Below are 23,128 nucleotides of genomic sequence, written 5' to 3' on the forward strand. Positions count from 1 at the left end.
GGCGGGCGGCGTGGGCTCGGGCGCGGAGGCCGGCCCCTGCCTCTCGGTCGCGAGCGGCTCCGCCATGGAGGCGCGTCGAAGGAGCTCGTCCCTGTCATGCCGCTGCTGGAAGAACAGCACGGTGGCGCACGCGCAGGCGAGGGCGCCTCCCGTCAAGAGATGCCGGGGCTTCATGGTCATGACCTCGGTGGAGGGAGCCGCCGCTCCCCGAAAGCCGGGGAGCGGCGGCTCGACGGGACTACTGGTACCAGTAAACGCTGTTCACGCGTGCGCCCTGGTTGAGGTCGCACGCGAGGTTCAGGGTGCCGCCGACAGGCACGTACACCGGGCCGAGCGCGACGCTCACGTTGGCGCCGAAGCTCGGGAGGTAGGTGACGGGCACCGACCACATCTGCGTCGCATCACGGCTGAGCGCGAAGAACCGGCAGCCGACGTTGTTGGCGGAGCTCGCGCCATAGGCATTGAAGGTGACCCGGTAGTTACCGGAGTCGTCGACCTGGAGCGGGTAGAACAGCCCGACCGTCCTGGGGCAGTTGTTCGTCTGCGTGGTCCACGACTCGCCCAGGCAGGCGCCATCCGCTTGGAGCTGGGGCTTGCCGTGCCACCCGGAGACGGTGCGGGCGCTGGCGGTCCCCGCCACGCTGCCGAGCACCACCGCTGAAGCAATGAGGATCCTCTTGTAATGGGCCATCGGTTCGACTCCTTGGAGTGAAGGTGCTTCGAGGCGTGTGAGAGTGTTTGCCGGAGCCGGCCCCTCGGCTCGGCGGCATGAGCGTGGAGGTGTGGAGTCGGTGCTTCGGTCGTGAAGGCCTCTCCATACGTCCTCGTCGGATGCATGGCTTTGCAGCTCGCATGCCGATCCAGTCGCCGCGTTCCTCGGACGCATCTGCCTCGGAGCGCACCTGACTGAGGCCCAGGAAGGCACGCCACGGACACAGCGCCGCGCGGTGCCAGGCACACCGTTTCGCTGTGTCGGATGGCCGGGGGCCGGGTGTCTGGGTAGACCATCATGGGCTACCATGACGGGATGGGGGGAAGCCGTGGACGATGACCGGGACGTCACTCCGGAGGTGGCACAGCTCACCGTAGGGGCCAGCCTCGTGCCGGACGGCTCGCCCGGAGCGGGGTCGGGCCAGCTCCACGGAAACTCTTCCGTGGGGCACTACACGTTGCTGGAGCTGCTCGGCCACGGCGGCATGGGAGAGGTCCACAGGGCCTGGGACAGGCGGCTGAGCCGCACCGTCGCGCTGAAGTTCGTGCGAGGCGCGGACCCGGACCGGGTGATGCGCTTCCTGCAAGAGGCCCGGATGCAGGCGCGAATCGACCATCCGAACGTGTGCGCGGTGTACGACGTCGGTCATGCGGAGGGCCGGGACTACATCGCGATGCAGCTCATCGAGGGCCAGCGGCTCGACCAGGCCGCGGCAGGGCTGTCGCTCCCGGAGAGGGTCCAACTGATGCGAGAGGTCGCCTCCGCGATGCACGAGGCGCATCGGCTCGGCGTCATCCACCGCGACCTCAAGCCGGGCAACATCCTGGTGCGACGGCAGGAGGACGGGCGCTGCGCCCCGGTGGTGATGGACTTCGGTCTGGCGCACGAACCCGGCCTCGAGCAGGGCCTCACCCGGTCGGGCGCTGTGATGGGCACCCCCGCGTACATGTCACCGGAGCAGGCCCGAGGGGAGACGCGGGCCGTCGACCGGCGCTCGGACGTCTATTGCCTGGGCGCCACCCTCCACGAGCTGCTGACCGGCGCTCCTCCGTTCTCGGACAAGACGCTCGTCGGCGCCCTCAACAAGGTGCTCCACGAAGAGGCGCCGCCCGTGCGCACGCTCGTGCCTCACCTGCCCGGCGACCTGGAGGTCATCGTCCTCAAGTGCCTGAGCAAGGACCCCGGGCAGCGCTACCCTTCGGCGCGAGCCCTGGCCGAGGACCTGGGGCGCTACATCGACGGAGAGCCCATCCTCGGGCAGCGCCCGGGGCCGCTCTCCCGGCTATGGCGCCGCGCGCGCAAGCACCGGACCCTGGTGGCGAGCTCCGCCGTGTCACTCTCGCTCATCCTGGTGCTCTCGGTCCTGGGCATCACGTCCAGGTGGGACGCGCGACAGGCTCGACTGCAATCGGAGGGGCGTGCGCGGATGGCCGAGCAGCTTGGCCAGCAGGTGAAGGACCTCGAGTGGTTCCTGCGATTCGCATACACGGCCCCCCTGCATGACACCCGTCGAGAGCAGCAGCTCGTGCGTGAGCGCATGGCGCGCATCGCCGCCTGGCCTCACACGCTGGGGGCACCGGGAGATGCGCTCGTCCAGTACGCTCTGGGACGTGGCCATCTGGCGATGCAAGAGCTGGAACAGGCGCACACCGCGCTGACGCGCGCGAGGAAGCTGGGGCTGGACTCGCCAGAGCTCCATCATGCGCTGGGAAGGGGCCTCGGCGAGCGCTACCACCAGGAGATGGAAGCGGCGCGGCACGGGGGCGACCCGGCGTGGGTCGCGGCGCGGCAGCGCGCCCTCGAAGAACAGTACCTCCGGCCAGCGCTCCAGTCGCTCGAACGCAGCCAGGTGCTGGAGCTGGAGTCCCCCCAATATCTGGAGGGATTGATTGCCTTCTATCGCCACGACTACGACGCGGCGGCTCGGGCGGCGGCCCTCGCCGAGACCCAGGCGCCGTGGCTGTACGAGGCCCGGAAGCTCGCGGGCGACGTGGCCCACGCGCGAGCGATGGAGCAGTTGGAGCGGGGCAACTACGACGCGGCCCGCTCGGGCCTCCACGAGGCCCGCCGCCTCCATGAGCGCGCCGTGGAGCTGGGACGCAGTGACGCCCGGAGCTACGAGGCGCTGGCGGAGGTGGGGTTGCAGGAGGCGGAGTTGGACCGGCGCGAGGGGCAGTCTTCCGGGGCTTCGCTGCAAAGGGCGCTGTCCGCGGCGGAGCAGGGTCTCCAGGCCGCGCCGTCTCGCGGGGCTGGCTACACCCGGAAGGCTTTCATCCTCCTCAATCGGTACCGCGCCGCGAAACCGGGCGGTGAAGAGGTGGACCCGAAACGACTCCTCACCGACTGCATCGCGACCGCGTCGCGCGCGGTGGAGTTGTCTCCCCTGGACGTCCAGGCACACGACATCCTGGGCGTCGGCTATTTCTTCCTGGGGCTTCAGGCGTCCTGGGAGGGAGGAGACCCCGAGCCGTCCTGGCGCGAGGCCATCTCCCGGCTGGGTCGGGCCCTCGAACTCCAACCCCAATACCCCTGGGGACTCAACGACCTGTCGCTGGTGCATCGTTGGCGAGGCAATCGCCAGCGAGAGCGCGGTGAGGACCCATCCTCCTCCTATGCCGAGGCGGAACGCCTCCTGCGTCTGGCCGTGAGGCACGACCCGAAATACGTGTTCGGGTACTCGAACCTGGCGGAGCTGTACAACGCGATGGCGGCTCAGCGGCTCGCGCGGGGGATTGATCCGGAGCCGGAGGTGCGAAAGGCCATCGCGGCGGGTGAGGCAGTGCTCGCCATCAACGGCAACTACCACTCCGCGCTGAACAAGCTGGGGCTCTCGGAGCTGCTTCGCGTGGAGTACTTCGTCGCCTCGGCGGCGGATGCACGGGCTCCGTTGGCGCGTGCCGCTCGCTGGTTCGAGCGCTCGCTCGGCATCAATCCGACCTTCGCGCGGACCCACTTCTTCCTCGCGACGGGGCACTTGTTCGCGGCGACCCAGGCCGTGGTGGAAGGTCGCGCCCCCGATGTCGCGCTCGAGGCGGGCCGGCATGCCCTGCGGGACGCGACGCTAGGGGATGCGAGCTGCGCCGACTGTCAGGTCCTGAGCGCGCGGCTGGCGCTCGTGGAGGCCACCTGGGTACGACGCAACGGCGGCTCCGGACTCCGACTCCTCCAGCTCGCGCGCGCCGAAGCGAGGAGAGCGGTGGAGATACAGCCCTACAACGAATCCCACCAGGAGCTGGCGAGGGCCTGCCTGCGTCTGGCGGAAGCTGTGTCTCCCCGCGAGGCCCCTGGCTTCATCTCCGAGGGCCTCGCGCAAGTGGACCGGGCGCTCACGCTGGACCCGAAGCTGGCTTCGGCTCATGCCGTCCGTGGAGGGTTGCTGTTGCTCCAGGCACGGCTGGCACGCGCGGAGGCGGCGCGCGCCGAGCGTCTGCGTCAGGCCCGCGAGTCACTGGTGAAGGCCCTCGTCTTCAATCCACTGCTGCGGCGGGAGTACGCGGAGGCGCTCCGCGAGGCGGGGCTCAGTCCGGCGCCGGGGTGAACGTGCCCGTGGCGAGTTTTCCCGTCGGTGTCCATGTGGGCGGCCTGGCGCAAGGCGGCACACCGAGCATGCCGGCGGGCGGGGCGATGTCGGGGACCCGGCGGTTCTCAGGGTTGAGGCAGACCGCGCCTTGGGGACTCCAGAGGGCCTCCAGCGTCCGAAGCTCTTCGACCTGGCTGTTCGCGTTCCTCCCCAGTCCGAACTGGTCGCGCTTGTCGATGCGCGTGCCATTCCGGGTGTAGCTCTTGAGGTCTCCGCGGCCGACGAAATACGCGGCGCGCTTGGCCTGCAGGCACGAGCCGAAGAGATGGCCGCGGAGCGTGTCGTAGACGCCTGTGTCGGGGTTCCAGGGGACGTAGCCCCAGTCGAGGCAGCTGACGATGGCCCCCGACTCACAGCCGATGGTGGTCCACGTCGGGACGGGCTCGACGGCTGCGTTCACGCTGTTGATGCGCAGCCCTGGCAGGAAGGAAGTTGCGTCCCTGCCGGAGGCGATGACGCCCCTCGGGTCGCAGTGATGCACCCAAGGCCCCGTGGCCTCCCGGTAGAGGACGTCATAGCCGCGGACCTGGGTCGAAGCCCCGGGGCGGGGCGTCACCGCCACCTCGAAGGTCGCCGCTCCTTCGCGCCCGCCGTCATCGGCTGGGAGCGAAACCCGGAGTCTCAGCTGGTGGAGGTTCTCGTCTCCAAGTTGAAGAACCTGGGTCGCGGTGTCGATGCAGTCGCTGGACATGGGACAGTAGTTCACGGTGAACCGGGTGCCCTCCGCCTGGATGCTGTGAATCGTGACGAACTCGCCTGTGCCGGATGTATGGGGATTCTGTAGCACTCCCGTCACGGTGTATCCGCCGAGCAGGTCCCCGGGCCTGCTGGGGACTCGGCCCATCAAGCGGACAGAGGGGCTGCGTGCGCTGGTCGAGGCCGGGATGTTCGCGAAGGCTTCGGGACAGAAGCGGGGTCTCCCATCCACCTGGAAGCAGTAGGTGCCGCCCTCGACGACGAAGATGCCCAGCCCGTTCGTCTCCGGAGGTCGGCAGCTGGGTTGCCCGGTCGGACATTCCCATGGCGACAGGGGTATGGCTTCCGGGGGGAGGACACAGGTCTCCGAGCGGCAGTCCTGGACGGGCAGGCTCTCGTTGAGGCCGGGCTCTCCGGGGGGCGTGGGCCTCACGCAGGACTTGCTCCCGGGGAACAATACACAGCACCCGCTGACCCCCATGGCCAGGAACAGCACCACCACGTACTGGAGCCTTGCGCTCACTCGCGAGCCGAGTCCGGGAGGGCGGAGGCACTGCTTCGTTGTCATTGCCAGTCCATTCATCGTGGGGCTTGTATAGCGAACGTCGTGCCAGAGCGGGCCGCGTGAACAGGGCTCCCCGCGCCGCGAGGAGTCTCGATGACTTGCGAAGCGACGCGGGCCCGCAGTGGTGGAGCGAGGGTCGGTGGCACAGGAAGAGGCACCGCCTGACGTGTGCCCGTGGCACAAGCGTATGATGGCAACCATGGAACGGGAACTGGAACGGTCGACGGTGCGCTCCAGCAGGGATGTCGCTGGCGCTCATGCGAGCGATGCGGCTCGTGTCCCAGGGCTGCTGCGCCTCTTCGGAGGAGGCCGGGCAATGGCCGTGGCGATGCCCTCGAGTGGGGAGGTCCTGGAGTTGGGGCGAGGCGCCACCGCGCTGGGTGAGGTCCAGGACGCGAAGATGTCGCGGCGTCATGCCCAGGTCCGCTTCGATGGGCGGAGCTTCTGGGTCACCGACCTGGGCAGTCAGAATGGCACGTTCGTGGACGGTGAGGCTTTTCCCAAGGGGACGGTCCATGAGGCGAGGCGTGTGGTGCGCATGGGGGACTCGCTCTTCGTTCCCTGCCAGGACCTACGGCCGTTCCAAGCCGAGGGGGTCCAACTCGTGGAGGGGTTCGTGCGGGGGCCGGCGATGCAAGGTCTGCTCGCGGAAGTCTCCCGGGCGGCCAGTCTTGGCTTTTCGCTGCACATCCATGGGGAGAGCGGTACTGGCAAGGAAGGCGTGGCGCGCGCCTTCCACTTCCACTCTCACCGGCGAAGTGGCCCTTTCATCGCCGTCAACTGCGCGGCCATTCCCCTGAGCATCGCGGAGCGACTGCTGTTCGGCGCTCGGCGGGGAGCGTACTCAGGGGCCGACGTGGACGCCCCGGGTTACCTCCAGTCCGCGGATGGAGGCACCTTGTTCCTCGACGAGGTCGTGGAACTGGACCTGTCGGTCCAGGCCAAGCTCCTGCGGGTACTCGAGAGCAGGGAGGTGCTCCCGTTGGGGGCTTGGAAGGCACAGCCGATAGACTTGCGAGTCTGCTGCGCCAGCAACAAGGACCTGCGCGCCCTGGTGGCCAACGGGCAGTTGCGCGAGGACCTGTACTTCCGCATCGGCCGACCGGAGGTCACGCTGCCGCCGTTGCGCCAGCGCCCCGAGGAGATTCCCCTGCTGCTCGAGCAGGAACTCCAGCGGATCTCGCCCGGGATGGGCCTGCACGTCTCGCTGGTCGAAGAGTGTCTGCGGAGGCCCTGGCCCGGTAACGTCCGCGAGTTGCTGGTCGAGCTGCGCGGCGCGGTACAAGCCGCGCTCATGCAAGGCGCGTCTCGTGTCGAGGCACGTCATCTCGGTCCTGGCGCCGGAGCGAGCTTCGGGCCGGCCTTGTCACGGGCTCCCGAAGCGCAGCGAGAACCTCCTCGGCAGCGGGCGCCATCGAAGGCGAAGCCCCTGCCTCCCGACGAGCGTGCCCGCATCGAGCAGGCCCTGCTCCAGAACGGAGGCAACGTGACCGCCACGGCGCGAGCGCTCGGCATCCATCGCACGCAGCTCCGGAGGATGCTCGAGCGCCACGCACTCACTCCTCCCGATGCGGACGAACAGGAGTGAGTCAGGGAGACGGCCGCCCACCTCGAAGGCTCTATCGACGGAGGGGCGCTGGAGCCGGATGCATCCTCCTCTGCTCATGAAGAGGCTTCGGCTGGAGCCGAAGCGGCAGGACGCAGGGAGCGCTCCTCTTCGCAGCATGAGGGAGGCTGCTCTTCCGTAGGGCTGCTGGGGGGCGGCAGCATGAGGTGAACTCACGCGACTCCCACACCTCGATTCCCGCTGGCCGTGATGCCGAGAGGCGTTGATTACACGTACCACGCCAGACCGTGCTCACGACCGAAGTCCTGGTCCCGCTGGCCGTGATGCCGAGAGGCGATGCGCACATCTTCGTCTGCTTGGGGGTGTGCCTCCCCAAAATTCGGGCGCCGAGTCATGCGGGGCGTCAAGGCCACGTTCGACAGTGCGTCAGGCGAGTGAGCGCGACGCGTAGGGGCCGAGGCCATCGAGCGCCTGTAGCGGCGAAGGGCGAGGTGGAGCACCGGGGGCGGCAGCGGGGCGTACCAATCTGATGCTGCGCGCGGCCTGGCTCGACACGGCCTGCGGAGGCCTGCCCGCGTACGCCGTGGATGCCGGCCGGGCGCGGGTCGCGATTGGCCACGGGAGTCTCAGGACAAGGCCTCGCGCGTCCCCGGTCCCGCGCGCCTCGAAGCATGCGACTTTTACCCACCTCGGCACATCGCCCGCGAGCTCACGCGCGTCGCCACCACGCATTCCTTGTGAAGCAGGCATCGAGAGGATCAACACCACAGACGGGAGGTCACCCACTGAGTAGTTTGCGGATATTCACTCGGACCCCGATTGAAGGGCTCGCCCGGCCCGTCTTTGAAATTGCTGGATATTACTCGCCTTTCGGCCCTCAGAGAGTTTGAGTCCTCTCGGAGAATCGCCGAGAAGGAGTTCGCGCAGGGCTTCATTCGGGGAGCAAAAAAGAAGGCCCTGCCCCACCCCGGCAGGGCCTTTTTGCTTTCCTACGGGCCTCGCGATGAACACCGCGGGGCCTTCGTGCTCAAGCCGCTGAATCCCCAGGGATTTTCCTCGCGGTGCTGAAGAGCGCGCGCTGGCAGGGCGCAGCCCGTATGGCGGGGGGCCCGGCCGTCGATTCGGCTGGCCCGGCGCACGTCCCGCGTTTGGGCCACGTGCGGAGTCATCCGTCGCGCCCGTACAGCTTCCACGAAGCACTGCACGTCATACCCGGCATCCTCTGCGCGCCAGCCTCGACTCCGGGTCGGTCGTTGACGCGTGCGCGGCGTTGCTTCTCTTCTCGCCGTGGAAGTCGACGGTGGGGTTGCCCTTGTCGTCCGGAGGCTCCTGGCTCACCAGGTCAGGAGGAGTCCCTGCTCCGGTGCGGGAGGTCGTCCCCGCACCGGAGTTTTTCAGCAGCCTGCTAGCTCACGGGCACCGTCCCGCCGTCGATCACGTACTCCGCCCCGGTGATCGCGCTCGCTCGGTCCGAGACGAGAAACCCGATCAACTCGGCGACCTCGGCCGGACGCGCGGGGCGCCCGAGAGGAATTCCGCCGAGCGAGCGCATCACGAGCTCCTTCGCGCCCGCCTCGTCGGTGCCGTTCTTCGCCGCGATCTCGCTCATGAATCCGACGGAGGCCTCGGTCTCGACCCAGCCCGGTGACACGCGATTCACGCGCACGCCCTGCGGCGCGACCTCCTTCGAGAGGGCCTTGCTGTAATTCGAGAGTGCGGCCTTGGCCGAGGCGTATGCGGTCGTCGCCTCATGAAGCGGCATCTGCCGCTGGATCGACGTCACGTGCACGACCACGCCGGTCCGGCGCTCGCGCATTCCGGGGACCAGTGCCCGGTCGAGACGCACCGCCGCCATCAGGTTCAGGTCGATCGTCTTCTGCCACGCGTCGTCGTCGAGGACGGAGAAGCCGCCCGCCGGCGCCGACGTTCCACCCACGACGTGGACCAGGATGTCCATTGCTCCGGCGGCCTTCACGACGCGCGCGCAGCCCTCGGCCGTGGCGACATCGGCGGCGATGAAGCCCTCGCCCGTTCCCTCCCGCGCGGTCGTCAGCACCGTCGCGCCGGCCGCGCGCAGCCATGCGACCACCGCCTTGCCGATGCCCTTCGTTCCGCCCGTCACGAGCGCGCGCTTCCCCTCTAGCTCTCTCATCACGTCATCTCCTTCCGCAGGGTTGAAATGGGCATCGCGGCTCACGCGCCGATGCTCAAAGCCGCGATCCGATCGCCCTTCATCCGGAACGCAAAGGTGAGCGTGATGGGACTGCCGGGAAACTGGCCCGTCACTTTCGCGCGAACCTCGCAGGCATCGTCCTTCGCGTTCACCTCGATCGGCTGCGCGACGGCCTGATACTTCACCTGGGAGTCACGCCACCATTCGTCGATGGCCGCATGCCCGACATGCCGATGTCCCTCATCCTCGACAACGGCATCGGGCGCGAAGGCGTGGAGCGGCGTGGCACTGTCCGCGTCGAAATAGGCTCGAATTGATGGGTGCATTGTCATGACCCAAGACGTAAGCCCGCGCGATTGCCCGCTCAATAGGGACAAACTAGGATGTGACATCCCGACCTACAGGACTATCAATGTATCAACCCGGACTGAATGATCTCGATGCCGTCCTCGCCGTCGCTCGCAGGAGCTCGTTTCGCGGCGCTGCCCTCGATCTCGGGATGTCGACGACGGCGATGAGCAGCGCGATCGCGAAGCTCGAAGCACATCTTGGCGTCCGCCTCTTCAACCGCACGACGCGCAGCGTCTCGCTGACCGACGCCGGCAGAGCGTTCGTCGAACAGGTGGCTCCGGGACTCGAGGACATCCGCGGCGCGATGGACGCGGCTCGCTCCCAGCAGGCAAAGCCGTCCGGCATGCTGCGCATCAACACATTTGCGACAGCGGCGCGCGAGATCCTCGCGCCACTGGTGCTGGAGTACCTCCGCCGCCATCCGGACGTGCATGTCGACGTCGTGACCGAAGGCCGGCTGGTCGACGTTGTCGCCGAGGGGTTCGACTTCGGCGTGCGGATGGCGAACCTCGTGCCCACCGACATGATTGCCATTCCGCTTGGAGAGCCCCAACGCCATGCCATCGTCGCTTCGCCGGCGTACCTGAAGAAGCACGGTCGGCCGCGCGTCCCATCGGACCTCTTCCGTCATCGGTGTATCCGGGTGCGCTTGCCGAACGGCAGCCTCTTCCGGTGGGATTTCCGTAAGCGGGGGCAGACGGCCCTGATCGATGTGACGGGGCCCATCACGCTGGACGAGGCCAGCCTCTCGCGGATCGCAGTCCTGGAGGGCATCGGACTCGGCTTCTTCATGGAGCCGGACGTGCGAGGCGACATCGAAGCGGGACGCCTCGTTCGCGTGCTCGAGGACTGGACACCGGAGCTCGCTCGGCTCTGCCTCTACTACCCTGGCCGGCGCAATTCCTCGGCCGCTCACACGGCGTTCGTCGCACTGGCCCGCGAAGTCGCGGTAGCTCGCAAATGAGGCTCGCAGAATGAAAAGTCATGAGCATCCTGCGGGAAGACCGAAGATGCATAAAAAGGCGTGCCGCGATGGCAGCCGCCGGTGAAGCGCTCGGGTCCTTCCACGCTCATCCCGCTTTGCGACGGAAGTGGAGCGCCTGCACGCCGGACTTGAACCGCTGCGTCGAGAGGAGCTCGAGCTGCCGCGCACTCGACAGGCCATGAAACAACGTCGGCCCGCGGCCACTGATGATGGGATGAACGACGATGCGGTACTCGTCGATGAGCCCCCACTCCTCGAGCGCAGCCGCGAGCTTGGGCGCTCCGACGAGGACACCCCGCTCGGTCTTCACTTTCAGCGCCGAGATCGCCTCGCGAAGGTCACCCTCCACCTTGATCGTGTTCTGCCACGGAAAGTCGCTCCGCGAGCCCGACACGACGTACTTCGCCTTCGCCTCGAGCTTCTGTGCCCACTCGCGCATCGCGCGCGGCGCCTTTTCGTCGCGTGCCACCGCGGGCCAGGCTCCCTCCATCAGCTCGTAGGTGTTGCGCCCGAAGAGCATCGCCCCGCTCTGCTCCATGAGCTGCCTCCAATAGTCGTGCAGCTCGTCGTCCACGATCCCCTGCGTGTGATCGATGCACCCGTCCAAAGTCACATTGAGACCGAAGGTGAGGAGGCCCATGGCGTGGCATTCTACGAAAAGCGCGCCCAGCGCGCAGCAGCCCGAGCCATCGACGCAATGCCCCATCCCCGGTGGGTATCGGCGAGCAGAAACTCGACACCCTCCAATCCATCACCCGGATCTGCTGCGCACTGCGCGCAGAAAACAGACCCCATCGCGGGCGATACTCCACGCGATTCGTCGAACGGGTACGGACTTCCCGACCGCTGGCGAGAGCAGGCAGGACGCAGTGCCGTACACGGATGGATTCAAGTCCCAGAGGGTGAAGCGGAGTGACGCGCGGCCCTGAGTCGCGCCGTCCCATCTCAGCGGAGGGCCTTCTCCAGCTCCTCGCGGCTGAAGTCCCTCGAGAGGTTGTTCGGGTCCCAGAGGGCGGCCAGCTCGACGATGGCCGGCAGCAGGGCCTGGATGCGGTCCTTGAGCCTGGCGCGCACGTGCTCCTTGAACCGCTGGTTCTTCATACGGGCCAGCTCGCGCACCTCTTCCGGGACGCGGTTGACCAGGTCGTCGAGGGGGCGCAGGCCCCGCTCGAGCGCGCTGTCGACCTCGCTCTGCAGGTTGCCCGGCAGGGCCTTGAGCTTGCCGGCGGCGTCCTTGCGAGTGATTTCCTCGATGTGCTGACGGAAGAGGTAGGACTCCGCGAGCTGCTCGAGGGTCTCGCTGCCCAGGGACTGGACGAAGATGCCCTTGAACTTGTCGCGGAACTTGTTGTCGAGCTCCTCGGTGAGCCTCCAGTCGGTGTCGATGGCCGAGCACACCTTGTCCTTGAAGCCGGAGGCCTCGCTTCGCTGGGCCGAGCTGGGCACGCGTGAGGCCCAGTCGGAGAGGTAGCCCTTGGCCTGATCGAGCATGACCTTGGCCTTCCCCAGGTCGTTCTTGTCACGGTACGTGTCGACCTCCGCCCGCGTCGCGTTGAAGAGCAGCAGGACGCTGCCCTTCTCCGCCTGCACCAGGCTTTGGTAGGCCGACACCAGGTTGCGGTAGTGGCCCTTCTGCACCTGGTAGATTTCGGAGCCACCCTGCACGGCGTCCAGCAGGTTGCGGTCGATTTCGTCGGGGATGTCGACATCGAACAGCGAGGCGACGAGCTTGGCCAGGTCCACGCCCTTGCCGCCCAGGAGCTTGTCATCGAGCTTGAGGGCCACGTCGAGCGACTTCGCGGTGGCGCGCGAGACGCTCTCGCTGGTGCGCTTGAGCACGCCCGGGGCGAGCTCGTCGACAATGGACTGCGCCATCCGTGAGACTTGCTGCACCACCTGGCGCTGGTCGTTCTCGAAGATGACGTCCTTGGACAGCAGGAAGGTCCACTTGTCCCACAGCTCGCCCAGCATCTTGTTGAGCAGGTCCTGATGGACGAGCAGGTCGTCGTGGAGCTGGGGCGTCTGCACCTTGGCCAGGGAGTCGAAGAAGGCCATCTCGTGCTCCAGCGCCTGGTACCAGAAGAGCTGGAGGGCGGGCGAGAGCATGTTGTCCTTGGCGGCATCACCAAAGGCGCGGCTGATGTCTGCCGTGGCCGTGGCGCAGCGCTCCTGCCACTTGCGCTGCGTCCCCAGATTGCCGGCGCTGGTGCGCTCGCTGGCGTCGAGCATGGCCGAGAGGGCTTGATCGGCCGCGTTTCCAACCTTCACGATGGCGTCGCTCAAAGCGCGCTTCACCGTGTCGGGGGCGCCCTCCGAGGCGCGGTTCAACCGTTCGTTGAGTTCAGAGACGCGGCTTGAATACCAGCCCATGGAGTGCTCCTTACAGGCTCTGCTCGCTGGTGATGCGCCAGGGGCCACCGTTGCGGCGTTGGACCGTCCAGCGCCGCCGCACGTCGACTGAGTTGAAGGTGCGGGTCTGGCCCTCGAAGAGGCCGACGTGGTCCACCTCCAACTCGACCTCCTCGATGCGCTGCAGGCCCGGGGCCTCGTCGCCTTGGATGACGACCCGTACATCGCCCATCCAGCGCACCCGCGCGTCGAGCACCTTGTTGAGCAGGAGTTGCCGCGAGCGCACCCACTCACTGTCGCGGCCGTTCCATGTCCAGACCGGGTAGTAGATGGGCCGGTCGGTGTCTGGCACGGCGCGCCAGTCCGCGAAGAGGCCGTTCCAGGTCTCCTGGTCGCCGCGCTTCACGGCCGAAATCATCGCGGTGAGGACCTCGCGCGGGCTCGCGTCGTCGGCCGGAGCGCCGAAGCTCTCCTGGCTGAGCGTCTCCTCTCCAGCGAAGCGCGGTCCGCCCTCGCTCGGGTCGCTGACATCGACGCAGACCACGCCGCCGACCAGGGCGGCGACGGGCTCTACCTCCAGGCCGGCGGCGGTGCGGCCCGAGCCCGCGAGCAGGCGGGGATCCGGAAGGATGCGTCCGAGCACGGCGATGTCGAGCCTCACCGACGGGGCAACGCGCTTCTGGTAGCGCTGCATGGCGGAGAAGACCTTGTTCATGGCCGGGGTGTTGGCGGGGCAGAAGACCCAGGCGCCGGACTGGTTCCAGGCCAGGTAGCCCTTGCCCATGTCGACCAGCCACTCGCGCTGCGTCACCGTCGGCAGTGAGACCAGCTTGCCCGTCACCGCCGAGCGGTCACCCCGGAAGGGGTCGACGACAGGGAAGGCGCTGAGCGTCTCTCCCGCACGCGCCTCCAGCAGGGCCTTCCACGCCGCCGCGGCCTGGAGGCCGATGGCCTTCACCTGCTCCTCGCCCCGGGTGCGGAACTCGAGGGCATCCGCCGGGAGCGCGACGAGGTCTCCTTCGAGACAGGCACGCACCGTCTCCCAGTCCTCGCGCATCGCCGTCGCGAAGGGGCCAGGATGATGCTCGACGAGGAAGTCGACGCGGGCCTTGTGTCCGAGGTGATTCGCGAGCTCCGCGCGCGTCCCTCGCGAGGTGCGCCAGGCGCCGAAGGTGCTGTCGAGCAGGCGCTCCCAGTCGAAGACGCGCTTCTCGAGCCATGACATCCAGGCCTCGTCGAAGCCGTCGCGACCCATGCGCTCGGGTCCTCCCGGTCCGATGAGCTGCCGCGTCGTATCGGCGATGCTCCAGGTGCGTTCATGGAGCAGGGCGCCGCTGAACTCGTGCTCCTCCCAGCCCTCGCCGGGCTCGCGCCGGCGAACGATTCGCACCTGGACCTGGTCACCCTCCTTTCGCCCCTGTTTGTCCCAGGTCTGGTTCTCGGCGTACTGGCCGAGCATGAAGGGCACGGTGCGCTGCGTGGTGGCCAGGTCGGGTGGCTTGACGACGGGCTGACCGTCGATGGCGATGACCCGGTCGCCCACGCGCAGTCCCGAACCGCGGAAGCCGCTGTCCCAGGAGATCCACGCCACGTGGAGGTGGGGCGTCAGGGCGTCGAAGCGCGCGTCGAGCTTGAGTCCGCTGCGCAGGCCATCTTGGAGGTATTCCTTCTCGGCGCCACGTGGGTTCATGAAGGCGTCCCTGCCCTGAATCCCCGCCCCCTGCGGAGATGAGGCGTCGTTCTCTACCTCGCGGGCATCGGCGCTTCAAGGAAGGGGGACGCCGGAGCACCTTCGCCCGCGTCTCGACATGGGTGTCCGAGACGACTGGCTTGCTCGTCCACGTGGGGACCGATGCCTCGCGGTCACCTCGTGCTGAGCAGGAAGGGTGGCGTGGCAGGCGCAGGTCCGTGAGGCCGTTGCTGGACTCGCGCAACAGGCGCCGAGCGTGGGCCCCGTTCAGGACGACGACAGGGTCCAGCGGCTCCCGACGAATTGAGCCAATGACTCTCCACAGGGGAACTGTAGATGGCCGCGGTTGAAACCGTCGCGTGAGTGAAGCCACCCGAGCCGATCCGCGGCCTCGACCACCTCGTCCGCCCTGGCTTCTGGGGGCGCGAAGAGCTGCACGCAGCGACGGGGAGGCGGTTTTCACGAGCAACTCCCGGTCAGTTCTCGCGAGCGCTGCGGACCAACTGAGTGGCGGGAAGCTCCGCAAGCAGGTGGTCGATGCAGGTACGTACCGCCGCCGTCAGCGACCGATGGGCGCGGTAGAGCAGATAGACACCGGCAGCCTCCCCTTCCCAGCCTTCCAGGACTCGAGCCATGTGCCTCTTGTTCACATCCTGGGCGCACAGCGACTCGGGGAGCATCGCGATGCCGACACCCGCGAGCACCGCGCGATAGGCAGCGGAGAACTCGCTCACGTAGAGGCGCGGCGCGAAGGTGAAACGTCGCTTCGTGCGACCTTGGGCGAGCGTCCACGTTGCGTGGCCGTCCGTGGCGCGCGTCGCGATGCAGTCATGAACGGCGAGCTCCTCGACTCCGCGAGGCGTGCCGTGCTCCTTCAGGTAATGCGGGCTCGCGAACAGCAACTTTCTGGTCATTGGGCGGACCTCGCGCGCAACGAAGTCGTCGGTGTCGTTCAATTTTTCCGTCATGATCGCGATGTCGAAGCCGCTGTCGGGGTCGGGGCGACGTCCGTCGATCTCCAGGTCGATCGACACCCCCGGGTGCTTGGCGAGGTACAGGTAGACCACGTTGGCGACGGCGGCTCCGAAGGCGGTCGGCGCGGCGATGCGAACGCGGCCGCGAGGTTCATCCTGGAGCTCGCGAACCCGCCCGGTGCCTTGCGCGAGGTCGTCCATCGCGCGTTCGGCATGGTCGAAGTACTTACGCCCCGCGTCCGTCAGGCGAAGCGTCCTCGTCGTGCGCTCGAGGAGCCGCAGGCCGAGCGCCGACTCGAGCCGGGCGATGCGGCGGCTCACCGTCGAGACGGGAACCCCGCGCTCACGAGCAGCGGCAGAGAAGCTCCGCCGTTGCACCACTCGCACGAGCAGGGCGACGTCGTTGAGGTCCAGGTCTATTTTTGCACGCATGATAAGAGTCCGTTTCCGATTGGCATACTAGTGCGTGCTCGTCCCGGCCGGTATCTCGTTGCGCATGACATGGTCGACCGAACAGACGCGCTGGCTCATGAAGGTCCTTCAGCCAGAACAAACCGTGGCATCGCTTCCCGGGGCTGCGGCGCTCACCGAGCCGATGCGCGCGGCGCTGCTCGGCCTCGCTCCGGACGCCTACTCCGCCGAGCTCGGGCGCCTGCGGGCAGGCGCGAAGGAGGCCGCGCGCAAGCTGCTCGCGGATCCCGCGGTGGGCGCGATGGTGGACCGCCTTCCCTTGCGGCCCGGGGCGAGGGTTCTCGCGTTCGGCGATAGCCACACCTCTGATCCGCAGTCGTGGGCGGTGATCCTGACCGAGATGTTGGCCGCGCGCCGTCCCGCGGATGGAATCTCGATCGACGTCAGCGCCGTCGCCGGTGAGACGACAACGCACGGCCTGATTCGAATCGGCGGGGTCATCGCGAGGAATCCAGACTGGATCTTGTTCTTCATCGGAATGAACGACGCTCGAACACAAGGCCCGACGCCGAGCAAGACGCTCGTCGCTCCCGAAGAGACGGCGCGCAACCTCGCGGAGCTCCGCAAGCGCGTCTCCCAGGAGACGAAGGCGCAGTGTCTGTGGGTAACTCCTCCCCCGGTGCTCGAAGATCGCGTGTCGAAGCATTGGGGGTTGTCCCGCTTCGGGGTTCGCTTCCGCAACGAGGACATCGCCCGCGTCGCCGAGGCCATTGCCGCCTTCGACGAGCCCGCGATCGAACTGTTCGCGAGGCTCGGCCTGCCACCCCCGCAGGATCTGCTCATGGAGGACGGCCTTCACTTCACGCAGGAGGGTCAAAAGAGAATAGCGCTCGAAGTCGTGCGCGGCTGGGCCGACGCGAGGGCGCGATGAAGTATCTGGTCACGGGCGCGACCGGTAACATCGGCTCGGGGGTAACCCGGTGCCTCCTTTGTATGGCCGCGCCAGCTTCGACTTGCTGCTCCGTCGCGTGCTCCTCAGCGTCTGAGCCTGCCGACCCCACGAAGTGCGGGAGTGCCACGGAACGGGGCGACTCCCACTGGACCCGAATATCCGGTAGCCACAGGCCCAGGTGAAGAGCGCCCGGAGTCGAGACGATGCTCGGCCTCCGGGCGCCCTGGGGGCTCAGCGATTCACTTCACATGGAAGGCGAGGTCGTCCACGTCCGTGGTGCTGCCGCCGGGGCATGCGCCCGACAGGGTGGAGGGACGGAGGACCGCCCGGACGGCCTGCGTGGTGCCCGACGGGAGCGTATAGGTCTTCGTCACCCACGCGTACCCGGCGCTGGACAGCGTCGTCGTGCCCAGGCTCACCCAGGTAGGGCTCGAGGCATTCGCCGCGCGGAAGATCTCCAGTTGCTCTCCCGCCGCCGAGGCATACGCGCTGACCTCGACACGCACGCTCTCGCCCACCGCGAGCTCTCGGTCCACCCGCGGCGTGATGACCGGGTTGTCGACCGTGGTGACCCGAACCCGCTCGATGGAGGGGTGGGAGAGGTAGTCGCCGGAGGCGCCATCCGCGCAGGTGCCTTGCAGGGTGTTGGGCTGGTTGGCTTCCGGGTGCACCACTCCGCGCCCCTCGTAGAAGCTCCCGGAGTCACACGCCGTACCCACTGTCGAGCAGTACCCCACCTTCAGCACCGGATCGAACTCCGCGAGCCGGGTGGTGGCGGGCATGCAGGTCAACCCCGCCGCGGCACGCGCGCACACGTCCGCGTAGCTGTCTCCATTGACGTCGCCCAGCGCGAGCGTCGCGCCGTACTCCTCGCCCGACCAGTTGGCGGCATCTCCAAAGTTCGTGTTGAGGACGTAGCGATAGTTCCTGAAGGAAGTGCCCGTGGAGAAGGCGCAGACGATTCCCGTCGAGTGCCGGCCGCACACGTCCGCGTAGCCGTCCCCATCCACATCGCCCAGCTTGATGGACTTGTAGCGCGACGGGCTCGTGGCCCACCCCGACGCGTCATCGAAGGCCATCTGCGTCCAGAGGGACGGCGTGCCGAAGCCGCTGCCCGTCGACAACGCGCACAAGATTCCGTCAGGACCCCGGACGCAGAGGTCGGCGAGGTTGTCGTTGTTCACCTTCGCGAGCTGGAAGGTGGTGGCGTACTCCGGCTGCGACCAGGACGACGCGGTGAATGCCGAACTCCCCTCCACCGCCGCCGCGAAGGTCGTCCCGTTGAAGAGGCTGCAGACGATTTTGCCGTTCGCGTCCCTGCCACAGATGTCCCCGTATCCGTCCCCATCGACGTCCCCGACGCGAATCGAGCCGTAGCGAGCCTCCGTGGCGTTCCAGCCATTCGCATTCGAGAACGACGTCGAGGGCCAGGCCGAGGTCTGGAAGCCCCCTGTGAGCGCCTTGAAGCAGAGGTAGCCATCGACTGCGCGAATGCAGGCATCCGCCTTGCCCTCGTTGTCGATGTCCGCGAGCTGGAAGGTCGTGCTGTACTCTCTCGGCTTGTAGCCCAGGGTGTCCGACACGACGGAGAGCCACAGCGCCTCCGCCCCCATGGAGCCGTCGGCGTTCGACAGGGCGCAGCGGAGGCCCGCGCTGCCTCGACCGCAGACATCGGCCCGGCCATCCCCGTTGAGGTCTCCCAGTCGGACGGTGCCGTGGTAACCGATGTCGGTGTTCCACAGGTCCGCGTCGGACAGGTAGGTCGTCGTCCAGTGGGTCGGTGACGGGAAGCTGAGCGTTCCCCGGACGCCCGGAATCGCGTCGAGCGGGACGAAGACATACGGGGTTCCCGACCTGGCCTTCAGCTTGGTGACCAGGGACACCACGAGGTCATAGGACCAGGTCGTTCCGGCGAGGCCCTCTACCGGGCTTGCGTCGTGCAACTGCAAGATGCCCCGCTCCCGCGGGCCCGCCACGGTGCCTGCATCAGGGTTGGTTACATACGGGATCTCACCTTCATAGATGTAGCTGTCGGCACACGCCGCGGGCGTCCCGCCCAGCCCCGCGCAAGCCCAGTCATGGGCATCCCAGTCAAAGCAGAACGGGCCGGCCATCTTGGACAGCAGGGGATCGTTCCGGAGGTGGTTCGCGACCGCCGCCGACCCGTCGCAAGCATTGACGCCGTTGTGAGGATTCTGACCCCACTTGTCGCCGGGCGCTCGGAAGAAATACATGCCGTCGCTGATGTGGGGATCCAGAAGGACCTGGGTATTGTGACTGGTAGGGATGTCCGATCTGTTCATGCGTCAAGACGCGGTCGGTCCGACTTGCCGTCTCAGCCTCCTTGGCCGGGGCGGATTGAATGCAAGCAACGCTCAGCAGGAGCGGAGTCAGGAGGAGGATTTTCATTGAGTTTGTGTGGGCCGTGTCAGGGGGCCGCCTCATCTCCTATCACTCACGTCCGGCGTCCCCACGCCTCATGTTGCGTCATTCATATCGTCGGACGGTCTACCCAGAATTCGGAGTCAACAAGGGCACGCCCCGGCCTCGAGGTTCGTGTCAGGTCCGGGCCCGCCAGGTCAGCCACTCCCCCGGACGTGCCAACTCCACGTTCACCTTCCGCGTGCGCGCGGCGGCCAGAAGCAGCGCTTCCGCGTCCGGGACCTCCTGGTAGTCCTCGGAGGCAGCGAGGCCGTAGTGGATGGGCACGAGGAGCTTTGCTCCCAACACCACGGCCGCGGCCACCGCCTGCTCCGGCGTCAGGACGGCATGCACGTCGCTCACGGGCTTGCGCCAGCCGAAGCGCGCCCCGTTGATAGGCAGGAATGCCGCATCGAAGGGGCCGAACTGTCGCCCGATGTGCCACCAGGAGCCATGCCACAGCGTGTCGCCGCAGTGGATGATGCGGCGGCCTCCACCGGAGACGATCCACGAAACCTGGGGATCCCCATAGCCATCCACCGCGGGAACGGCGGTGGCGGTGAAGTCATTGAGCAAGAGGGGCTCGTAGAGCGGGGCGGACCGCACGCGGAATCCCGACGCGGAAGCCGCCGCGGCCATGTCCGGGGCGCACACCAGCGTCCCGCTGTCCCCCAGCGCCTGACGGACGGCCACCCGGTCGAAGTGGTCGGGATGGCGATGCGTCACCAGGACGAAGCGGCCCCCGTCGCGCACGTCCAACGGGACGAGCGGGTCCTTCAGCGCGGCCCCCCACACGGTGGGGTCGCTCAACGGGTCCAGGAAGAGCGTGTCCTGTCCGAGCCGCAGCCGCACTCCGGCCCAGGCCAACCGCTGGGCGCGAAGCGCGGCGCTGTCGACAGGCTTCGTCGCACGGCCCGTCCCAGGGGGGAGCAGGACCGCGCCCGCGGAGAGCGCCACCGCCGCACGCAGGAAGTCCCGACGGCCCGTCCGCGAAGGCCGGGCCCTCTTGCCCAGTCCCTCCGTGTTCGAGGGTTCCATCCGGAATGGAGAGAAGGAAGTCAGGGCGTCCTGGCTCACCGAGCCCCCGGGGAGGCCACGAGGTTGATGCCGAAGAGACGCACGCCGGTCTCGGTCCGCGGCTGATGACGGCTTGCCGGCGGGAAGAACAGGTATGAGCCCGGCCCCAGGCGCTGCTCCCCTTCGATGAGCTCACCGCTCACCACGAGGACCTCCTCGCCGGTGTCGTGGACGTCCACCCAGGGCCACTGACTCCCGGGAGCCATGTCCACGACCCAGACCCTCACGTCGCGAGGACCTGGCAAGTCCCTCCGAAGGCAGCCGGGGCCGACGACGACCGGTTCAATGTCGTCGATCCGCACGGACGACCATGGGGGTACGGCAAGGCTCTGAATCCTCGGGAAGCTGTCTGACCGGGTCATCCGTCCGTGCTCCTGGCGCTGGGACACCCACGTTAAGGAGACCCGTTCCGTTAGCGCAGCGAAACGATTTCGCGATGATGCTGAACCGGGCTCATGTGAAGCTGACCGGCATGCTCGAGCTCCGTCACTTCAAGCTGATTGCCGCGGTCGCCGACACTGGAAGCCTGGCCGCGGCGAGCCGGCAGCTTCACCTCACGTCCTCGGCACTGAGCCATCAACTCCGTGATGCCGAGGAGCGCCTGGGCGTGCGGCTCTTCCAGCGCCGCCTGCGCCGCCTGCTCCTGACCGGCTCAGGCGAGAAGCTGCTCCTCTCCGCACGGCGGGTCCTGAGCGAGGTGGCCCAGGCCGAGGCGGTCTGCCGTGCGCACCCGCAGGACGACCTGCTCCGGCTCAGCACGGGCTGCTACACGGTGTATGGCTGGCTGCCGCCCATCCTGGGGCGGTGGCAGGCCGAGCACCCACGCGTCGAGCTGCGCATCGTCCTGGAGGCCACGCGTCAGCCTCTTGGGGCGCTGCTGAATGGCGAGCTGGATCTCGCCTTGACCACCGACGTCCCGCCGCAGGCCCGTCTGGCACAGACCGCGCTCTTCGAGGACGAGCTCATGCTGGTGGTCCCCGAGGACCACGCGCTGGCGCGGCGGGAACATGTCACGGCGGAGGACCTGGTGAGGGAGCACCTGCTCACCTATGCCGCGCCTCGGGAGCAGCTCGATGTCTTCACGCGCGTGCTCTGGCCCGCGGGCATCGAGCCGCACCGGGTATCCCCCGTCCCCCTCACCGAGGCACTGATCGAGCTGGTGCGTGGCGGTATCGGCGTGACGGCACTGCCTCAATGGATGCTGCCGGACCAGCGCCATGGACTGCGGACCGTCCGGCTCACCCCTCGGGGAATCAGACGCCGCTGGAGCGCCGTCACCCGCGCATCCCGCCAGCGCCCCGCTCCACTGACCCACTTCATCCAGTTGCTCCGCGAGCGCTTCTCCCTCCACGGCAAAGCAAGGCCACGGGCTGCCTCACGGCGAGGCGTGCCGCCGCGCATGGGTGGAACTCCGCGGGCCTCGCCTTGAGACTGACAGCGGTGCTCGGTCGCTGCGTCAGGGGGGCGCCGTTGCCTCTCCGCGGCACGTCAAGGAGACTGCTGAGAGAAATGCCGAGAGTTGGTGCCCACAGTTCGTTCACGTCTCGTGGACACCGAGATCGCGACTACAGCGCGAGCCCGATGTTCTGCCTCACCATCACGACGTTATCGAGCTTCTCCCCAGACCCGCCGCCGCCGTCGCCCAGTGAGGGACTGTCCGTGATGCTGAGGGACGCGATCTTCGACCGGTCGATCCGCCGAACGCGAAGTGGCCAATGTCGTCGCCCCGCTGCACCAGGTCACCCGCCTTGACCGTCGCCACGCACGAGGACACCTCCGTCAGCCCCACGAAGACCATGGCGACCTCTCCGATGGACTCGATGAAGAGAACCATCCGGGTGTTGACGTGGCTGAGGAAGGGACTGTCCGCGGGCTCGTTGAGGAGGTCCGTGAGGTAGTACTGCTCGCCCTTGATGTCGAAGGTGGCTTCGCGCTGCACCTGCTTGGAGATCTTCCAGACCTGCCCGTCCACGGGGCTGATGATCGCCTTCCCCGAGGGGTCCGGCGCGAGGGGACGGCTGGCGTCGAGGTCCTTGAACTCGCGGATGAAGAACGCGTTCCAGGACTTGAAGCCGCCATGCGGCGCGGAGGGGGAATAGACGTAATCGTCCAGGCTCAGGTACTCCCGGGCGTCCGCGCTGAGCCAGTTCCCGTGCGAGTCGTTCATGTAGGCGAGGGAGGCGGCCGTCTCCAGCTTGTCGTGATAGGCCTTCAGGATCGCGGAGAAGTAGGGCCGGATGCCCTCGTTGGTGAAGAAAGCCCAGCCGGGGCCGTTCTCCATGAAGGGCTGCAGGACCGTGTAGAACGGCAGCGCGGCCATGAAGTTCGCATCGTATTTCGGAAGGCTGTAGAGCGCGTTGTCGAGTTGCTGGAAGAAGTCCGCGGGAGTCTTGATGTTGAGCGGGTTCTTCTGGTTGGCCGCGTCCAGCATGCTTCCGATGTAGATGCGGAGGAAGTCGTTCTCGGGACGCTTCACATACTCGACCAAGGCCTGCACGGACGGCGCGAGTTCCTTGGGATGCTTGCGAGGACTCTCCGCGAACAGGCGATTGGACCCCATGGCTCTCAACGCGGACTGAGCGGGAGCGGCCCTCATCTACGAGGACCTGGGCGTGGCCACGGTAC

17 protein-coding genes and 1 pseudogene are annotated in these 23,128 nt (G+C 67.6%); 5 read left to right on the top strand and 13 right to left on the bottom strand.

Annotated features, from left to right (window positions below):
* Positions 1-238: 238 nt before the first annotated feature.
* Positions 239-691: a hypothetical protein gene (locus tag D7V77_RS21160; protein ID WP_120578103.1), complete on the bottom strand. Its 453-nt coding sequence runs from the start codon at positions 689-691 to the stop codon at positions 239-241.
* A 328-nt stretch (positions 692-1,019) separates the two neighbouring features.
* Here D7V77_RS21160 and D7V77_RS21165 point away from each other — a divergent pair, with 328 nt between their 5' ends.
* Complete coding sequence (locus tag D7V77_RS21165) at positions 1,020-4,250, top strand: serine/threonine-protein kinase (protein ID WP_120578104.1); 3,231 nt, start codon at positions 1,020-1,022, stop codon at positions 4,248-4,250.
* Here D7V77_RS21165 and D7V77_RS21170 read toward each other — a convergent pair.
* On the bottom strand, positions 4,231-5,511 hold the full coding sequence (locus D7V77_RS21170; RefSeq protein WP_120578105.1) for an ADYC domain-containing protein: 1,281 nt from the start codon (positions 5,509-5,511) through the stop codon (positions 4,231-4,233). The genes D7V77_RS21165 and D7V77_RS21170 overlap by 20 nt on opposite strands.
* 358 nt (positions 5,512-5,869) lie before the next feature.
* Here D7V77_RS21170 and D7V77_RS21175 point away from each other — a divergent pair, with 358 nt between their 5' ends.
* Positions 5,870-7,141 (top strand): sigma 54-interacting transcriptional regulator, encoded by a 1,272-nt coding sequence (locus D7V77_RS21175; RefSeq protein ID WP_233597134.1) that lies wholly within the window; start codon positions 5,870-5,872, stop codon positions 7,139-7,141.
* 1,197 nt (positions 7,142-8,338) lie between these two features.
* Here D7V77_RS21175 and D7V77_RS21180 read toward each other — a convergent pair.
* From D7V77_RS21180 to D7V77_RS21190, 3 genes and pseudogenes are all read right to left on the bottom strand, one after another.
* Positions 8,339-8,449, bottom strand: a pseudogene (locus D7V77_RS21180) (IS5/IS1182 family transposase); the annotation flags it as partial.
* 76 nt (positions 8,450-8,525) lie between these two features.
* Positions 8,526-9,317 carry an SDR family oxidoreductase gene (locus D7V77_RS21185; RefSeq protein WP_233597135.1) on the bottom strand — a complete coding sequence of 264 codons (792 nt, stop codon included), beginning with the start codon at positions 9,315-9,317 and terminating at the stop codon, positions 8,526-8,528.
* The gene (locus D7V77_RS21190) at positions 9,314-9,619 is read right to left on the bottom strand and encodes a nuclear transport factor 2 family protein (protein ID WP_233597136.1); all 306 of its coding nucleotides are present in this window, start codon (positions 9,617-9,619) and stop codon (positions 9,314-9,316) included. The genes D7V77_RS21185 and D7V77_RS21190 overlap by 4 nt, the downstream gene beginning before the upstream one ends.
* A gap of 86 nt (positions 9,620-9,705) precedes the next feature.
* Between D7V77_RS21190 and D7V77_RS21195 the strand changes: the two genes are divergently transcribed.
* The gene (locus D7V77_RS21195) at positions 9,706-10,608 is read left to right on the top strand and encodes a LysR family transcriptional regulator (protein ID WP_120578107.1); all 903 of its coding nucleotides are present in this window, start codon (positions 9,706-9,708) and stop codon (positions 10,606-10,608) included.
* A 106-nt stretch (positions 10,609-10,714) separates the two neighbouring features.
* Here D7V77_RS21195 and D7V77_RS21200 read toward each other — a convergent pair whose 3' ends face one another.
* The 4 genes from D7V77_RS21200 to D7V77_RS21220 all read right to left on the bottom strand — a co-directional run bounded on the left by D7V77_RS21200 (position 10,715) and on the right by D7V77_RS21220 (position 16,074).
* Positions 10,715-11,269: a dihydrofolate reductase family protein gene (locus D7V77_RS21200; RefSeq protein ID WP_120578123.1), complete on the bottom strand. Its 555-nt coding sequence runs from the start codon at positions 11,267-11,269 to the stop codon at positions 10,715-10,717.
* Between the two features lie 305 nt (positions 11,270-11,574).
* Entirely contained in the window at positions 11,575-12,999 is a 1,425-nt protein-coding gene (locus tag D7V77_RS21205; RefSeq protein WP_147452118.1) for a hypothetical protein, read from the bottom strand.
* Positions 13,000-13,009: 10 nt separating this feature from the next.
* Complete coding sequence (locus D7V77_RS21210; RefSeq protein ID WP_120578109.1) at positions 13,010-14,668, bottom strand: hypothetical protein; 1,659 nt, start codon at positions 14,666-14,668, stop codon at positions 13,010-13,012.
* A gap of 476 nt (positions 14,669-15,144) precedes the next feature.
* Complete coding sequence (locus tag D7V77_RS21220; RefSeq protein WP_120578110.1) at positions 15,145-16,074, bottom strand: LysR family transcriptional regulator; 930 nt, start codon at positions 16,072-16,074, stop codon at positions 15,145-15,147.
* Between the two features lie 34 nt (positions 16,075-16,108).
* Here D7V77_RS21220 and D7V77_RS21225 point away from each other — a divergent pair, with 34 nt between their 5' ends.
* Positions 16,109-16,984 (top strand): SGNH/GDSL hydrolase family protein, encoded by an 876-nt coding sequence (locus D7V77_RS21225; RefSeq protein WP_233597137.1) that lies wholly within the window; start codon positions 16,109-16,111, stop codon positions 16,982-16,984.
* Between the two features lie 260 nt (positions 16,985-17,244).
* Here D7V77_RS21225 and D7V77_RS21235 read toward each other — a convergent pair whose 3' ends face one another.
* The 3 genes from D7V77_RS21235 to D7V77_RS45555 form a co-directional block, all read right to left on the bottom strand.
* Positions 17,245-19,119 carry a VCBS repeat-containing protein gene (locus D7V77_RS21235; protein ID WP_158624450.1) on the bottom strand — a complete coding sequence of 625 codons (1,875 nt, stop codon included), beginning with the start codon at positions 19,117-19,119 and terminating at the stop codon, positions 17,245-17,247.
* 445 nt (positions 19,120-19,564) lie between these two features.
* Entirely contained in the window at positions 19,565-20,464 is a 900-nt protein-coding gene (locus D7V77_RS21240) for an MBL fold metallo-hydrolase (RefSeq protein ID WP_120578113.1), read from the bottom strand.
* Positions 20,465-20,499: 35 nt separating this feature from the next.
* Positions 20,500-20,865, bottom strand: coding sequence for a cupin domain-containing protein (locus D7V77_RS45555; protein ID WP_120578114.1), 366 nt, complete (start codon positions 20,863-20,865; stop codon positions 20,500-20,502).
* 110 nt (positions 20,866-20,975) lie between these two features.
* Between D7V77_RS45555 and D7V77_RS21250 the strand changes: the two genes are divergently transcribed.
* Positions 20,976-21,932 carry a LysR substrate-binding domain-containing protein gene (locus D7V77_RS21250; protein ID WP_233597139.1) on the top strand — a complete coding sequence of 319 codons (957 nt, stop codon included), beginning with the start codon at positions 20,976-20,978 and terminating at the stop codon, positions 21,930-21,932.
* 168 nt (positions 21,933-22,100) lie between these two features.
* On the opposite strand, the gene D7V77_RS21255 is transcribed toward D7V77_RS21250, so the two are convergent.
* Positions 22,101-23,063 carry a phosphatidylserine decarboxylase family protein gene (locus D7V77_RS21255; RefSeq protein ID WP_158624451.1) on the bottom strand — a complete coding sequence of 321 codons (963 nt, stop codon included), beginning with the start codon at positions 23,061-23,063 and terminating at the stop codon, positions 22,101-22,103.
* Positions 23,064-23,128 lie beyond the last annotated feature (65 nt).

Origin of the sequence: Corallococcus sp. CA041A, assembly GCF_003612075.1 — a bacterium.
GTDB classification, from domain to species: domain Bacteria; phylum Myxococcota; class Myxococcia; order Myxococcales; family Myxococcaceae; genus Corallococcus; species Corallococcus exiguus.